Origin of the sequence: Pseudomonas sp. LAMO17WK12:I5 (assembly GCF_900215165.1) — a bacterium.
GTDB classification, from domain to species: domain Bacteria; phylum Pseudomonadota; class Gammaproteobacteria; order Pseudomonadales; family Pseudomonadaceae; genus Aquipseudomonas; species Aquipseudomonas putida_A.
The window spans coordinates 1-14,029 of sequence record NZ_OBDS01000014.1; the positions used below are offsets into that span (position 1 = coordinate 1).

A 14,029-nucleotide genomic window follows, 5' to 3' on the forward strand; every position below is an offset into this window, starting at 1 on the left:
CTTTCGTCTCAACCGAGGCGCGCATTCTACAGCAGCCTCATTTGCTGTCAAGTGATTATTTTCAGAAGTTTTCGAAGATTTCTTCAACAACTTCAACCACTTGCGCTTCCGATCTCTCGTTAGCGGGAGGCGAATTCTACAGCGTTACACGCTGCTGTCAACACCTCTTTTTCTCCGCTTTCGACCGAGAAGATCGAACCGTAAAAAGAGCCAAGCATCACCGCTCTTTCAACTCCTTCCAGGCTTCGATGAACTGAAGCAAGCCGCCGTCGAAAACTTCGTAACTCATTGAATCTAAAGGAGTTTTCCGTTTCGACTGCGCCGGAAGTGGGGCGAATTATAGACCTCCAGAATCTGCCGTCAACCGCTTTTTTCACATTTCTGTCATATCGGTCGAAAAAACACGAAAACACGAAGGCCGACCTCTAGAGGTCGGCCTTCGTCCTGCCCTGCTACTTACAAGCTAGGGAAAGCAAACTGCGAAGCCTCATGGCTCGCACGCTGAGGCCAACGCTGAGTGATGGCCTTGCGACGGGTATAGAAGCGCACACCATCCGGGCCATAGGCATGCAGGTCGCCGAACAGCGAGCGCTTCCAGCCGCCGAAGCTGTGGTAAGCCACCGGAACCGGCAGCGGTACGTTGACGCCGACCATGCCGACTTCGATCTCGTCGCAGAACAGGCGCGCCGCTTCACCATCACGAGTGAAGATGCAGGTGCCGTTACCGTATTCGTGATCGTTGATCAGCTTCATCGCCTCTTCCAGGCTATTGACGCGAACCACGCACAACACCGGTCCGAAGATCTCTTCCTTATAGATGCGCATTTCAGGGGTAACGTTATCGAACAGGCAGCCGCCGAGGAAGAAGCCCTCTTCGTTACCTGGAATGCTCAAGCCGCGACCGTCGACCACCAGGGTCGCGCCCGCTGCCACACCGTCATCGACATAACCACTGACCTTGTCCCGCGCCTGACCGGTTACCAGTGGGCCCATGTCGAGACCGCACGAAGTGCCGGCACCGATTTTCAGCGCCTTGATCTGTGGAACCAGTTTCGCCACCAGCGCATCCGCTACCTGATCGCCGACACACACTGCGACCGAAATCGCCATGCAGCGCTCACCGCAAGAACCATAGGCCGCGCCCATCAGCGCGCTGACTGCGTTGTCCAGATCCGCATCCGGCATCAGCACCGCATGGTTCTTCGCGCCGCCCAGTGCCTGAACGCGTTTGCCGCGCTTGGTACCTTCGGCGTAGATGTATTCGGCAATCGGCGTCGAACCAACAAAGCTCAGCGCTTTGACTTCCGGCGCTTCAATCAGCGCGTCCACTGCAGTCTTGTCGCCATGCACCACGCTCAGCACGCCTTTCGGCAAACCGGCTTCCAGCAGCAGTTGGGCGATCAGCAGCGTCGAGCTTGGGTCACGCTCGGACGGTTTGAGGATAAAGCAGTTGCCGCAGACGATCGCCAGTGGGTACATCCACAGCGGGACCATCGCCGGGAAGTTGAATGGCGTGATGCCGGCAACCACGCCCAGTGGCTGGAAGTCCGACCAGGCGTCAATGTTAGGGCCGACGTTGCGGCTGTATTCGCCCTTGAGGATTTCCGGGGCGGCGCAGGCGAACTCGACGTTCTCGATACCGCGCTTCAGTTCACCGGCGGCGTCTTCGAGGGTCTTGCCGTGTTCTTCGCTGATCAATTGCGAGATGCGTGCTTCGTTCTGCTCCAGCAGTTGCTTGAAGCGGAACATCACCTGGGCACGCTTGGCCGGAGGAGTGTTGCGCCATGCCGGGAACGCAGCCTTGGCGGCGTCGATCGCGTGTTGAATGGTTTCGCGGGTGGCCAGCGGCAGCTTGTGGATCGCCTGACCGGTGGACGGGTTGAACACATCAACCGCGCGACCGTTCTCGGTCACCAGTTCGCCATTGATCAAATGCGGGATAACGCTCATCGAAAACTCCTGAATTCTTGTGTACAGACGCCCGCACGGGGCGCCTGTTATTCGCAGGTATATATAGAGGGAAAAATCAGTCGAGCTTGTTCAGCACTTCGCCAACCGCGTCGAACAGACGATCGAGGTCTTGCGGCTTGCTGTTGAAAGTTGGGCCGAACTGCAGAGTGTCGCCGCCGAAGCGTACGTAGAACCCGGCTTTCCATAGGGCCATGCCGGCTTCGAATGGACGCACGATGGCGTCGCCGTCACGGGCCGCAATCTGGATCGCACCGGCCAGGCCGTAGTTACGGATATCGATGACGTTCTTCGAACCTTTCAGGCCGTGCAGGGCGTTTTCGAAATGCGGGGCGACGTCGGCCACGCTCTGCACCAGGTTTTCCTTTTGCAGCAGGTCGAGTGCCGCCAGGCCAGCGGCGCACGCCACCGGGTGGGCCGAGTAGGTGTAGCCGTGGGGGAATTCCACCGCGTATTCCGGAGTCGGCTGATTCATGAAGGTCTGGTAGATCTCGGAGCTGGCAATCACCGCGCCCATCGGAATCGCGCCGTTGGTGACTTGCTTGGCGATGCACATCAGGTCCGGGGTCACGCCAAAGCTCTCGGCGCCGAACATCGAGCCGGTGCGGCCGAAACCAGTAATCACTTCGTCGAAGACCAGCAGGATGTTGTGCTGATCGCAGATCTCGCGCAGACGCTTCAGGTAACCCTGCGGTGGAACCAGTACGCCAGCGGAACCGGCCATTGGCTCAACGAAGACCGCCGCGATGTTCGACGCGTCGTGCAGTTCGATCAACTTCAGCAGCTCATCGGCCAGAGCGATACCGCCCTGCTCCGGCATGCCACGGGAGAATGCGTTGCTGGCCAGCAGCGTGTGCGGCAGGTGATCGACATCCATCATCGCCTGACCGAACAGTTTACGGTTGCCGTTGACGCCGCCAAGGCTGGTACCGGCGATGTTCACACCGTGGTAGCCACGGGCACGGCCGATCATTTTGGTCTTGGTTGACTGACCTTTCAGACGCCAGTAGGCACGAACCATCTTCACCGCAGTGTCGGCACACTCGGAACCGGAGTCGGTGAAGAACACGTGGTTCAGGTTGCCCGGGGTCAGGTCAGTGATCTTTTCCGCCAACTGGAACGACAGCGGATGGCCGTACTGGAAGCCTGGCGAGTAATCGAGGGTGCCCAGTTGTTTGGATACCGCTTCCTGAATTTCCTTGCGGGTGTGCCCGGCGCCGCAGGTCCACAGACCGGACAGCGAATCGTAGATCTTGCGGCCCTTGTCATCGAACAGCCAGCTGCCTTCGGCACCCACGATCAGACGCGGATCGCGCTGGAAGTTGCGGTTGGCGGTGTACGGCATCCAGTGCGCGTCCAGCTTCAGTTGGCTGGCCAGTGGCGACGGCGCGTTTTCAGGCATGTTCATCGGGCAAAACCTCGCAGGGCATAAGCATCAGGGAGATAAAAAGCGTTGTTGCAGCTAAATTGCCACGCGGATAAAGTCGGTGAAATCCAACTTTTCTAACCTTCAGTTAGAAGCCTGCTAAACAATGAGAACAACAGCATGAGCATTCGCCGCCCCGATCCGCTGGCCCAGGTCAGTGATTTTGATATTCGCCTGCTGCGGATTTTCCGCAGCGTGGTGGAGTGCGGCGGCTTTTCTGCGGCGGAAACCGTGCTCGGCATCGGGCGCTCGGCGATCAGCCAACAGATGAGCGATCTCGAACAGCGTCTCGGCCTGCGCCTGTGCCAACGCGGCCGCGCCGGGTTCTCGCTGACCGAAGAGGGCCGCGAGGTTTATCAGTCAGCGCTGCAACTGTTAAGTGCGCTGGAAAGTTTCCGCACCGAGGTCAATGGCCTGCACCAGCACCTGCGCGGCGAACTGATCATCGGCCTGACCGACAACCTCGTCACCCTGCCCCACATGCGCATCACCCATGCCCTCGCCCAGCTGAAGGAGCGCGGGCCGGACGTGCAGATCCAGATTCGTATGATCGCGCCCAATGAAGTCGAGCAAGGCGTACTCGATGGCCGCCTGCATGTCGGCGTGGTGCCGCAGGCCAGCGCACTGTCGGGGCTGGAATATCAGCCGTTGTACAGCGAACGCTCACTGCTTTATTGCGCGGTGGGTCATCCGCTGTTTTATGTCGATGACAAGCAGCTGGATGACGAGCGCCTTAATAGCCAGGATGCGATTGCCCCGACCTTTCGTTTGCCGGCGGAGATTCAGGCGCATTACCAGGCGCTCAATTGCACCGCCAGTGCGTCCGACCGTGAGGGCATGGCGTTTTTGATTTTGACCGGGCGTTACATCGGTTATCTGCCGGATCATTACGCCAGCCTGTGGGTGCAGCAAGGTCGCTTGCGTGCGCTGAAATCGACGACACGTTTTTATGATTTGAGTCTGGCATCGGTCACGCGCAAGGGGCGGCGCCCTCATTTGGTGCTGGAAAGTTTTCTGGAGAGTCTGGCGGCGACGCGTTGAAAAATCCTGCAAGGCCCGACAGATCAGGTTTTCAACCACAAAATCACTGAATAACCTGAGCAAGTGGACAGCTTTTTGCAAAGCAGGATCAACCCCGATCCTTCAACAAGAAGCCTTAAGCCATGCAGCCAGATTCTGAACCGTCCAGCGACCTGATCTACGGCCTCGACGACCGCCCAAAACCACCCGCCGCAATCCTCGCCGCCCTGCAACATGTGCTCGCCAGTTTCGTCGGCATCATCACCCCACCGCTGGTGATCGGCTCGGCCCTCGGCCTGACCGCACACTTGCCGTACCTGATCAGCATGGCGCTGATGGTTTCCGGGGTCGGCACGTTTATTCAGGCGCGGCGGCCGTTCGGCATCGGCGCCGGGATGATTTGTTTGCAGGGCACCAGTTTTGCCTTTCTCGGCGCGGTGCTGTCGGCCGGGTTTCTGGTCAAGCAGCGTGGCGGCAGCCCGGAAGACATTCTGGCGATGATCTTCGGCGTGTGCTTTTTCGGCGCCGTGGTGCAAATCGTCCTCAGCCGTTTCATCGGTCAATTACGCCGGGTCGTCACGCCGCTAGTGACCGGGATCGTCATCACCCTGATCGGCGTCAGTCTGATCAAGGTCGGCATCACCGATCTGGGCGGTGGATTCAATGCGCCGGACTTCGGCGCGCCGGGCAATCTGGCGCTGGGGGTGTTCGTGTTGCTGACGATCATCCTGCTCAACCGCTCGAACACGCCGTGGGTGCGGCTGTCGGCAATCATTGTCGGACTGCTGCTCGGCAGTCTGGCCGCGTGGTTCAGCGGGAAACTGGTTCCGCAGGCATTGCCTGACTTGCCGCTGGTCAGTCTTCCTGCACCCTTCAAGTTCGGTTTCAGCTTTGACTGGACAGCTTTCCTGCCGGTCGCGCTGATTTATCTGATCAGCACCATCGAAACCATCGGCGACCTCACGGCCAACTGCATGCTCGCCCGCCAGCCGATCAGCGGCCCCTCTTATATAAGCCGACTGCGCGGCGGCGTGCTCGGTGACGGCGTGAGCTGCATGATCGCCGCCACCTTCAGCGCCTTCCCCAACACCACGTTTGCGCAGAACAACGGCGTGATCCAGTTGACCGGCGTGGCCAGCCGCTACGTCGGGCTGTACATCGGCGCGATTCTGTTTTGTCTTGGCCTGTTCCCCATGATCGGCGCGGTGCTGCAGCAGATCCCCAAACCGGTGCTCGGCGGCGCCACCCTGGTGATGTTCGGCAGCGTGGCAGCGGCCGGGGTGCGGATTCTCGCGCAGTCGCCGCTGGACCGACGCAGCATGCTGATCATCGCCACCTCGCTCGGCGTCGGCCTGGGCATTGCCGCGCAACCGAACCTGCTGCACCTGTTGCCGAAACTGGTGCAAAACCTGTTCGATTCGGCGATCACCAGCGGTGGCCTGACCGCGATCATCCTGTGTCTGTTGCTGCCGGAGGCGAAAACCACCCGCGTCGAATCCGCCGCAGCGCTGAACAAGATCGAACAGGCGTAACGGTTTTATTGCATCAGCACTTGTCGGATGCCTGTGGGTGCGTTATCAACGCAACTGGTTGCACCCACAGACAAACCGGAAGTGCCTATGACCTTTGAAGTCCCTGCTCACGGCGGCAAACCCGCCAGCCGCATTCGTCAGAAGAACGAAGAGACCATCCTCAAAGCCGCCGAAGACGAGTTCGCCCGTCACGGTTACAAAGGCACCAGCATGAACACCATCGCGCAGAATGCCGGGTTGCCCAAGGCGAACCTGCATTACTACTTCACCAACAAGCTTGGGTTGTACGTGGCGGTGCTGAGCAACATCATCGAGCTGTGGGACAGCACCTTCAACACCCTGACCGCCGAGGATGATCCGGCCGAAGCGCTGACCCGCTACATTCGCGCCAAGATGGAATTCTCCCGCCGCCAACCGCAAGCCTCGCGGATCTTTGCGATGGAAGTGATCAGCGGTGGCGAATGCCTGACCGAGTATTTCAACCAGGACTACCGCGCCTGGTTCCAAGGCCGCGCAGCAGTGTTCCAGGCCTGGATCGATGCCGGCAAGATGGACCCGGTGGATCCGGTGCACCTGATTTTCCTGCTGTGGGGCAGCACCCAGCATTACGCCGACTTCGCCACGCAGATCTGTCGCGTCAGCGGTCGCAGCAAGTTGACCAAGCAGGACATGGAAGACGCCGGCAACAACCTGATCCGCATCATTCTCAAAGGCTGCGGCCTCACCCCGACTATTTAAGACGTTTATGCCTTTCACCCTCAGCGGTTTTTGCGAGTACCGCGAAGAGATTCGCAAAAGCCGCTTCATCACCGTCGCCGCGCCGATCGGCAGCCCCGCCGACGCGCAGGCGTTCTTCGAACAACACAGCGACTTGAATGCCTCGCACAACTGCTGGGCGTGGAAACTCGGTGCGCAATACCGCAGCAACGACGACGGCGAACCCGGCGGCACCGCCGGACGGCCGATTCTGGCGGCCATCGAAGCGCAGGATTGCGATCAGGTCGCGGTGCTGGTGATCCGCTGGTATGGCGGCATTCAACTGGGCACCGGCGGTTTGGCTCGAGCCTATGGCGGCGGCGCGAACAAGTGCCTGCAAGCGGCGGCAAAAGTCGAGTTGATCAGCCGCGTGCCGCTCAGTTGTGCCTGCGGCTTTGCCGAGTTGGCGTTGGTGAAGCTGCGGGTGGCGGATCTGGGTGGCTTGGTAGTGGAAGAAAACTTCACTGCCAATGGTGTTGAGTTGCAGTTGGCAGTGGGTGAGGCGCAGGTCGAGTTGTTGCAAACGCAACTGGCGGATCTCAGCCGTGGGCGGATAGTGCTGCAGCGTTAGAAGAGCAAAAGATCGCAGCCTTCGGCAGCTCCTGCACAGGACTTAGTGTTTCCCAGTAAGAGCCGCCGAAGGCTGCGATCTTTTAGGGCATCGACGAATTCCGTTATTCCAGCAACTTGCCCACATCTGCTGTGCACCCGACTGTGGATAACCTGAGCACATGTGGCTGTAACCCTTCTGTCACGTGGCTTTGCGCGATTTGCTCACTTTTCGTCCATTGCGCATGAAAAAAGAGAAATCCCACATAAAAACAGATAGTTAGCGCTGTTTATCACCATTGGGAGATAGCATCCCAGCGCTTATGCCAAGGATTTCCAATTGCGCACAAATACTGTGGAACAACCTGTGGATAAGCCGTTCATGGCTGGCGCAGTCGCAGGTTCTGTATAGCTTCGACCCGGCTGCTCGTTTTTTAACCAGTTCGTCACGGTGCAAAAGTGGAGCCGGATCAACAGCTTTGCGCTGAATTGGTGCCCGCTCCTCCTGCGTTTTTCAGCGCGACGCTCTGCCGCCGGCACGCGGCAACAGCTATGGCGGGCGTTCCTGACTCAATGGCCAGGAAATTGCTTTATCCACAGGCACAACTCCAAGTCAGTCGAGCCTGTCATGCCAAGCCCAGATTCAACGCCGCGCCTGCAACTGCGCCAGATCAGCAAACGCTACCCCGGTTGCCTGGCCAATGACGCCATCGACCTGTGCATCGCGCCCGGGGAAATCCACGCGCTGCTCGGTGAGAACGGCGCGGGCAAAAGTACCTTGATGAAGATCATCTACGGCGTGACCCAGGCCGATACGGGGGAAATGCTCTGGCAGGGTCAGCGAGTAAATATTCGCAACCCGGCGCAGGCCCGGCAGTTGGGGATCGGCATGGTGTTCCAGCATTTCTCGCTGTTCGAAACCCTCAGCGTCGCGCAGAACATTGCTCTGGCAATGGGCGCCGAGGCCGGTACGCCGAAACAGCTTGAGCCGAAGATTCGCGAAGTGTCGCGCCGCTACGGCATGGCGCTGGAGCCGGAGCGACTTGTCCACAGCCTGTCGATCGGCGAGCGGCAACGGGTGGAGATCATTCGCTGCCTGATGCAGGACATTCGCCTGCTGATTCTCGACGAACCGACGTCGGTGCTGACGCCGCAAGAGGCGGACGAGTTGTTCATCACCCTGCGCCGTCTCGCCGCCGAGGGCTGCAGCATTCTGTTTATCAGCCACAAGCTCGCGGAAGTGCGCGCACTGTGCCATAGCGCCACGGTCTTGCGTGGCGGACGGGTCGCCGGGCATTGCCTGCCGGCCGAATGCTCGGATCAGCAGTTGGCGCAGATGATGGTCGGCGAAGCGGCGGCGTTGATCGGCGAATACCCGAAAGTCAGTGGCGGTACGGACTTTCTACAGGTCAACGGCTTGAGCTGGCACAACCCCGATCCCTTCGGCTGCTCGTTGAGCGACATCAACCTGCAAGTGCGCGGCGGCGAAATCGTCGGCATCGCCGGGGTCGCGGGCAATGGCCAGGATGAGTTGCTCGCCCTGCTCAGCGGTGAACAAACCCTGCCCCGCGACGGCGCGACAACGATTCGTTTCGCCGGGCAAGCGGTCGCCGATTTGCGTCCGGATGCGCGGCGCCAACTCGGTCTGGCGTTCGTCCCGGCAGAACGCCTGGGCCACGGCGCAGTGCCGGAACTGAACCTTGCCGACAACGCCTTGCTCACGGCCTTTCAACAGGGGCTGGTGAGCAACGGTTTGATCAAGCGCAGTAAAGTCGAAGCCCTCGCACAAACCATCATTCAGCGCTTCGGGGTGAAAACCCCGGGCACTCACGCGGCCGCGCGCAGCCTGTCCGGCGGCAATCTGCAGAAATTCATTCTCGGCCGGGAAATCCTCCAGCAACCGAAACTGCTGATCGCGGCGCACCCGACCTGGGGCGTCGACGTGGGCGCGGCGGCGACCATTCACCGCGCGCTGATTGCCCTGCGCGATGCCGGCGCGGCGATCCTGGTGATCTCCGAAGACCTCGACGAACTGTTCCAGATCAGCGACCGCCTCGGCGCCCTGTGCGCCGGGCGTCTGTCGCCGCTGCAGAACACCACCGACACCCTGCTGAGCGATGTCGGCGGCTGGATGGCCGGGCACATCAACCCCACGCATTCATCGGCCACGGCCTGACGGAGTTTTCCCAACATGCTGCTTTCCCTCGAACCCCGTGGCCAGCAATCGCGCCTGATGTTGTGGTGCTCGCCGTTGCTGGCGGCACTGTTGACCCTCGGTTGCGGCTCGCTGCTGTTCATCGCCCTGGGGCATGATCCGCTGCAAACCTTGCACACGCTGTTGATCGCTCCGGTCAGCGATCTGTATGGCGTCTCCGAACTGCTGGTCAAGGCGCTGCCGATTCTGCTCTGCGCATTAGGCTTGGCGGTGGCTTATCAAGCGCGAATCTGGAACATCGGCGCCGAAGGCCAGTTACTGCTCGGTGCACTCGCCGGCAGTGCCTTGGCGGTGAACATCATCGACCTGCAAAGCCGTTGGGCGCTGGTGCTGATTCTACTCACCGGCACCTTCGCCGGCGCCGCTTGGGCCGGGCTGACGGCATGGCTGCGCACGCGCTTCAACGCCAATGAAATCCTCACCAGCATCATGCTCAATTACATCGCGCTGAACCTGTTGCTGTTCTGCGTGCACGGGCCGCTGAAGGATCCGGCCGGCTACAACTTTCCCGAGTCGGCGATGTTCGGCGACGCCAGTCGCCTGCCGCTGCTGATGGAGGATGGCCGAGTGCACGCCGGGGTGTATTTCGCTTTGCTCGCACTGGTTGCGGTGTGGGTGTTGTTGCAGAAAAGCTTCGTCGGTTTCCAGATCAAAGTGCTCGGTCTGGATAAACGTGCCGCAGGTTTTGTCGGCTTTCGCGAGAAGCATCTGATCTGGCTCGCGCTGTTGATCAGCGGTGGTTTGGCCGGGCTCGCCGGGGTTTGCGAAGTGACCGGGCCGATCGGGCAATTGGTGCCGCAAGTCTCGCCGGGCTATGGCTATGCAGCAATCACCGTGGCGTTTCTCGGGCGGTTGAACCCGATCGGGATTCTGTTCTCCAGCCTGCTGATGGCGCTGCTGTACATCGGCGGTGAAAGCGCGCAAATGACCCTCAATCTGCCGCAAGCCATCACCCAACTGTTTCAGGGAATGATGCTGTTTTTCCTGCTGGCCTGCGACGTGCTGATTCTCTATCGGCCACGCCTGAAACTGCGCTGGACACGGCGCGCGTCGACCACCGCCGTAACCGCCGGAGCGCTGTGATGGATATCGATCTGCTGAGCAATATTTTCTACGCCATGGTGCGCTGCGGCACGCCGCTGTTGTTGGTGGCGCTGGGTGAGTTGATCTGCGAGAAGAGCGGCGTACTCAACCTCGGGCAGGAAGGAATGATGCTGTTTGGCGCGGTGATCGGTTTTATCGTCGCCCTCAACAGCGGCAACCTGTGGCTCGGCGTGTTGCTGGCGATGCTCGCGGGAATGTTGTTGTCATCGCTGTTTGCCCTGGTGGCGCTGGTGTTCAACGCCAATCAGGTGGCGACCGGGCTGGCGCTGACGATCTTCGGTGTGGGCCTGTCGACCTTTGTCGGTGCAGCGTGGGTCGGCAAGCCGTTGGCCGGATTCGAGCCGTTGGCGATTCCGTACTTGAGTGAGATTCCGCTGATCGGGCGCATGCTGTTTGCTCAGGACTTGCTGGTGTACCTGTCGTTCGCGCTGTTTGCGCTGGTGGCGTGGGTGATCATCAAAAGCCGTGTCGGGCTGATCATTCAGGCCGTTGGCGAGAACCCGGACGCGGCCAGTGCGATGGGCCTGCCGGTACTGACCGTGCGCACGCTGGCGGTGCTGTTCGGCGGGGCGATGGCCGGGTTGGCCGGGGCGTATCTGTCGCTGGCGTACACGCCGATGTGGGCCGAGAACATGACCGCCGGACGCGGCTGGATTGCCCTGGCGCTGGTGGTGTTTGCCAGTTGGCGGGTGTGGCGCTTGTTGCTCGGGGCTTATCTGTTTGGCCTCGCCAGCATCCTGCATCTGGTGGCGCAGGGCTTGGGGCTGGCGATTCCGTCGAGTCTGCTGGCGATGCTGCCGTATGTGGCGACGATTGTGGTGTTGGTGCTGTTGTCACGGGATGCCGTCCGGACTCGGTTGTATGCGCCGGTGTCGTTGGGGCAGCCGTGGCAGGCGGGGCATTAGGGTGGTGATGCCACTGGCCTCATCGCTGGCAAGCCAGCTCCCACAGTGTCCGTGTTGTGTACCTGATTTGCGAACACCGCTGAGCGGCCTGCGAATTCGAGAAGCAACCACGCTAGAGCCTGGAGTATGCTTCGGGATCAACAGCTCTTTTGAGACCCGGCTCGATGTGTTGCGACGAGTGCTGCAACTACGGCTGGGTCAGGCGTGTCCATTGAATCCGTGAACCGAAATCTTCAAGGAACCGAGTCATGTCCCAGGCAAAAAACGCACTGATCATCGGCGCCTCCCGTGGCTTGGGCCTCGGGTTGGTGAAAACCCTGCTGGCCGATGGCTGGCAAGTGACCGCCACCGTGCGCAATCCGCAAAAGGCCGAGGCGCTGCAAGCGCTGGGCAAGGTGCGGATCGAGAAACTCGACATGGACGACCAGCAAGCGGTGATCGCCCTGAGCCAGCAGCTCAAGGGCGAGACCTTCGACCTGCTGTTCGTCAACGCCGGGGTCAAAGGCCCTGAAGTGCAAACCCCGGGTGGCGCGACACTGGCCGAAGTCGGGCAACTGTTTTTCACCAACGCCGTGGCGCCGATCAACCTGGCGCAACGCTTCGTCGGGCAGATCCGCGACGGCAGCGGCGTGCTGGCGTTCATGAGTTCCGGCCTGGGCAGCGTCACCGTACCCGACGCCCCGGAGCTGGCGCTGTACAAGGCGAGCAAGGCCGCGCTGAACTCGATGACCAACAGTTTTGTCACCCAGTTGGGCGAGCAGAAACTTACCGTGCTGTCGCTGCATCCGGGCTGGGTGAAGACGGACATGGGCGGTGAAGGCGCCGACCTGGATGTAGAGACCAGCACCCGTGGGCTGATTGATCAGGTGAATGCGTACACCGGCAAGGGCGGCCATCACTTCATCAACTACAAGGGTGAAACCATTCCCTGGTAAGCACTGAAAATCCCAATGTGGGAGCGAGCCTGCTCGCGAATGCGGTGTGTCAGACAATGGATGTATCGACTGATACGACGCCTTCGCGAGCAGGCTCGCTCCCACAAGGGTTGTGTGGTGAATGGTCGGGTTGGGCTTGCCCGATCCGGCGATTTGTTTGAAACTCCGCACCTCGTCCAACGCGGCGACCCTGGATCAGCAGACAGGGCAACACTGAGCTGGCAACCCTGAACCCAACTTTCAGAGGAGCCGGCCACAATGCCTGCGACCCGTACCTGGTTAAAAAATCCCCTCGCCATTTTCACGGCCAACGCGCTTGATGCCCGTGGCGGTCTGGTGCTGCAAGACGGCGTGATCGTCGAAGTGCTGGCGGCCGGTCAGCAACCGTCCGCACCGTGCAACGAAGTGTTCGATGCCCGCGAGCATGTGATCCTGCCGGGCCTGATCAACACCCATCACCACTTCTATCAAACCCTGACTCGCGCCTGGGCGCCGGTGGTCAATCAGCCGCTGTTCCCGTGGCTGAAAACCCTGTACCCGGTGTGGGCACGGCTGACCCCGGAAAAACTCGCCCTCGCGACAAAAGTGGCTTTGGCTGAACTGCTGCTGTCGGGGTGCACCACCGCCGCCGACCACCACTACCTGTTCCCGGACGGTCTGGAAAACGCCATCGACGTGCAGGTCGACACCGTGCGTGAACTGGGCATGCGCGCCATGCTCACACGCGGTTCGATGAGCCTCGGCGAGAAGGACGGCGGCCTGCCGCCGCAGCAGACTGTGCAGGAAGGTCAGGTGATTCTCGACGACAGTCAGCGCCTGATTCACGAGTACCACGAGCGCGGCGACGGTGCGCAAATTCAGATCGCTCTGGCACCGTGCTCGCCGTTCTCGGTGACCCCGGAAATCATGTCGGCCAGCGCCGAACTGGCGAACAAACTCGATGTGCGCCTGCACACGCACTTGGCGGAAACCCTCGACGAAGAGGATTTCTGCCTGCAGCGTTTCGGCCTGCGCACCGTGGATTATCTGGACAGCGTCGGCTGGCTCGGCCCGCGCACCTGGCTGGCCCATGGCATCCACTTCAACCCGGATGAAATCGCTCGCCTCGGCCAGGCCGGCACCGGTATCTGCCATTGCCCGAGTTCGAACATGCGTCTGGCCTCCGGCATCTGCCCGAGCATCGATCTGACCGATGCCGGTGCGTTGTTCGGTCTGGGCGTGGACGGTTCGGCCTCCAACGACGCGTCGAACATGATTCTCGAAGCGCGTCAGGCGTTGTACATCCAGCGTCTGCGTTACGGCGCGGAGAAGATCACCCCGGAACGCGTGCTCGGCTGGGCAACCAAAGGCTCGGCGAGCCTGTTGGGGCGTACCGACATTGGCGAGCTGGCGCTGGGCAAGCAGGCGGATCTGGCGTTGTTCAAGCTCGATGAGCTGCGTTTCTCGGGCAGCCATGATCCGATTTCGGCGCTGCTGTTGTGCGGTGCCGATCGTGCGGATCGGGTGATGATTGGCGGCAAGTGGCGCGTGGTGGACGGTCAGGTTGAGGGGCTTGATCTCAAAGGCCTGATCGCCGATCACAGCCAGGCGGCTCGGCAGTTGATCGCCGGCACCTGAGC

The 14,029-nt window shown here is 60.7% G+C and carries 12 protein-coding genes; 10 read left to right on the top strand and 2 right to left on the bottom strand.

From position 1 onward, the window contains the following. On the top strand, window positions 1-257 hold a 257-nt coding region (locus CRO59_RS28830; RefSeq protein ID WP_097093108.1), incomplete at its 5' end, for a hypothetical protein. Window positions 258-456: 199 nt separating this feature from the next. Here CRO59_RS28830 and CRO59_RS23265 read toward each other — a convergent pair. Both CRO59_RS23265 and CRO59_RS23270 read right to left on the bottom strand, forming a co-directional pair. Continuing rightward, a complete protein-coding gene (locus CRO59_RS23265; protein WP_041067919.1) occupies window positions 457-1,950 on the bottom strand; it encodes a CoA-acylating methylmalonate-semialdehyde dehydrogenase in 1,494 nt (497 codons plus the stop codon). Between the two features lie 76 nt (window positions 1,951-2,026). Further along, a complete protein-coding gene (locus CRO59_RS23270) occupies window positions 2,027-3,376 on the bottom strand; it encodes an aspartate aminotransferase family protein (protein WP_097089949.1) in 1,350 nt (449 codons plus the stop codon). 138 nt (window positions 3,377-3,514) lie between these two features. On the opposite strand from CRO59_RS23270, the gene CRO59_RS23275 reads away from it, so the two are divergent. The 9 genes from CRO59_RS23275 (at window position 3,515) to CRO59_RS23315 (ending at window position 14,027) form a co-directional block, all read left to right on the top strand. Next, complete coding sequence (locus CRO59_RS23275) at window positions 3,515-4,435, top strand: LysR family transcriptional regulator (protein WP_097089948.1); 921 nt, start codon at window positions 3,515-3,517, stop codon at window positions 4,433-4,435. Between the two features lie 122 nt (window positions 4,436-4,557). Further along, window positions 4,558-5,946: a uracil-xanthine permease family protein gene (locus tag CRO59_RS23280; protein WP_097089947.1), complete on the top strand. Its 1,389-nt coding sequence runs from the start codon at window positions 4,558-4,560 to the stop codon at window positions 5,944-5,946. A gap of 87 nt (window positions 5,947-6,033) precedes the next feature. After that, window positions 6,034-6,684 (top strand): TetR/AcrR family transcriptional regulator, encoded by a 651-nt coding sequence (locus CRO59_RS23285; protein WP_027613646.1) that lies wholly within the window; start codon window positions 6,034-6,036, stop codon window positions 6,682-6,684. Window positions 6,685-6,691: 7 nt separating this feature from the next. Then, entirely contained in the window at window positions 6,692-7,273 is a 582-nt protein-coding gene (locus CRO59_RS23290; RefSeq protein WP_097089946.1) for a YigZ family protein, read from the top strand. 606 nt (window positions 7,274-7,879) lie between these two features. Beyond that, window positions 7,880-9,427 (top strand): ABC transporter ATP-binding protein, encoded by a 1,548-nt coding sequence (locus CRO59_RS23295; protein ID WP_097089945.1) that lies wholly within the window; start codon window positions 7,880-7,882, stop codon window positions 9,425-9,427. A 15-nt stretch (window positions 9,428-9,442) separates the two neighbouring features. Next, entirely contained in the window at window positions 9,443-10,549 is a 1,107-nt protein-coding gene (locus tag CRO59_RS23300) for an ABC transporter permease (protein WP_097089944.1), read from the top strand. Continuing rightward, on the top strand, window positions 10,549-11,475 hold the full coding sequence (locus tag CRO59_RS23305) for an ABC transporter permease (RefSeq protein WP_003221385.1): 927 nt from the start codon (window positions 10,549-10,551) through the stop codon (window positions 11,473-11,475). The genes CRO59_RS23300 and CRO59_RS23305 overlap by 1 nt, the downstream gene beginning before the upstream one ends. A 248-nt stretch (window positions 11,476-11,723) precedes the next feature. After that, window positions 11,724-12,410, top strand: coding sequence for an SDR family oxidoreductase (locus tag CRO59_RS23310; protein WP_095138233.1), 687 nt, complete (start codon window positions 11,724-11,726; stop codon window positions 12,408-12,410). 258 nt (window positions 12,411-12,668) lie between these two features. Continuing rightward, window positions 12,669-14,027 (top strand): 8-oxoguanine deaminase, encoded by a 1,359-nt coding sequence (locus tag CRO59_RS23315; RefSeq protein ID WP_097089943.1) that lies wholly within the window; start codon window positions 12,669-12,671, stop codon window positions 14,025-14,027. The last annotated feature ends 2 nt before the right edge of the window (window positions 14,028-14,029 follow it).

Coding starts and splice junctions, on each gene's coding strand:
- CRO59_RS23265 (WP_041067919.1), bottom strand. CDS start 1,950: ATGAGCGTTATCCCGCATTTGATCAATGGCGAACTGGTGACCGAGAAC.
- CRO59_RS23270 (WP_097089949.1), bottom strand. CDS start 3,376: ATGAACATGCCTGAAAACGCGCCGTCGCCACTGGCCAGCCAACTGAAG.
- CRO59_RS23275 (WP_097089948.1), top strand. CDS start 3,515: ATGAGCATTCGCCGCCCCGATCCGCTGGCCCAGGTCAGTGATTTTGAT.
- CRO59_RS23280 (WP_097089947.1), top strand. CDS start 4,558: ATGCAGCCAGATTCTGAACCGTCCAGCGACCTGATCTACGGCCTCGAC.
- CRO59_RS23285 (WP_027613646.1), top strand. CDS start 6,034: ATGACCTTTGAAGTCCCTGCTCACGGCGGCAAACCCGCCAGCCGCATT.
- CRO59_RS23290 (WP_097089946.1), top strand. CDS start 6,692: ATGCCTTTCACCCTCAGCGGTTTTTGCGAGTACCGCGAAGAGATTCGC.
- CRO59_RS23295 (WP_097089945.1), top strand. CDS start 7,880: ATGCCAAGCCCAGATTCAACGCCGCGCCTGCAACTGCGCCAGATCAGC.
- CRO59_RS23300 (WP_097089944.1), top strand. CDS start 9,443: ATGCTGCTTTCCCTCGAACCCCGTGGCCAGCAATCGCGCCTGATGTTG.
- CRO59_RS23305 (WP_003221385.1), top strand. CDS start 10,549: ATGGATATCGATCTGCTGAGCAATATTTTCTACGCCATGGTGCGCTGC.
- CRO59_RS23310 (WP_095138233.1), top strand. CDS start 11,724: ATGTCCCAGGCAAAAAACGCACTGATCATCGGCGCCTCCCGTGGCTTG.
- CRO59_RS23315 (WP_097089943.1), top strand. CDS start 12,669: ATGCCTGCGACCCGTACCTGGTTAAAAAATCCCCTCGCCATTTTCACG.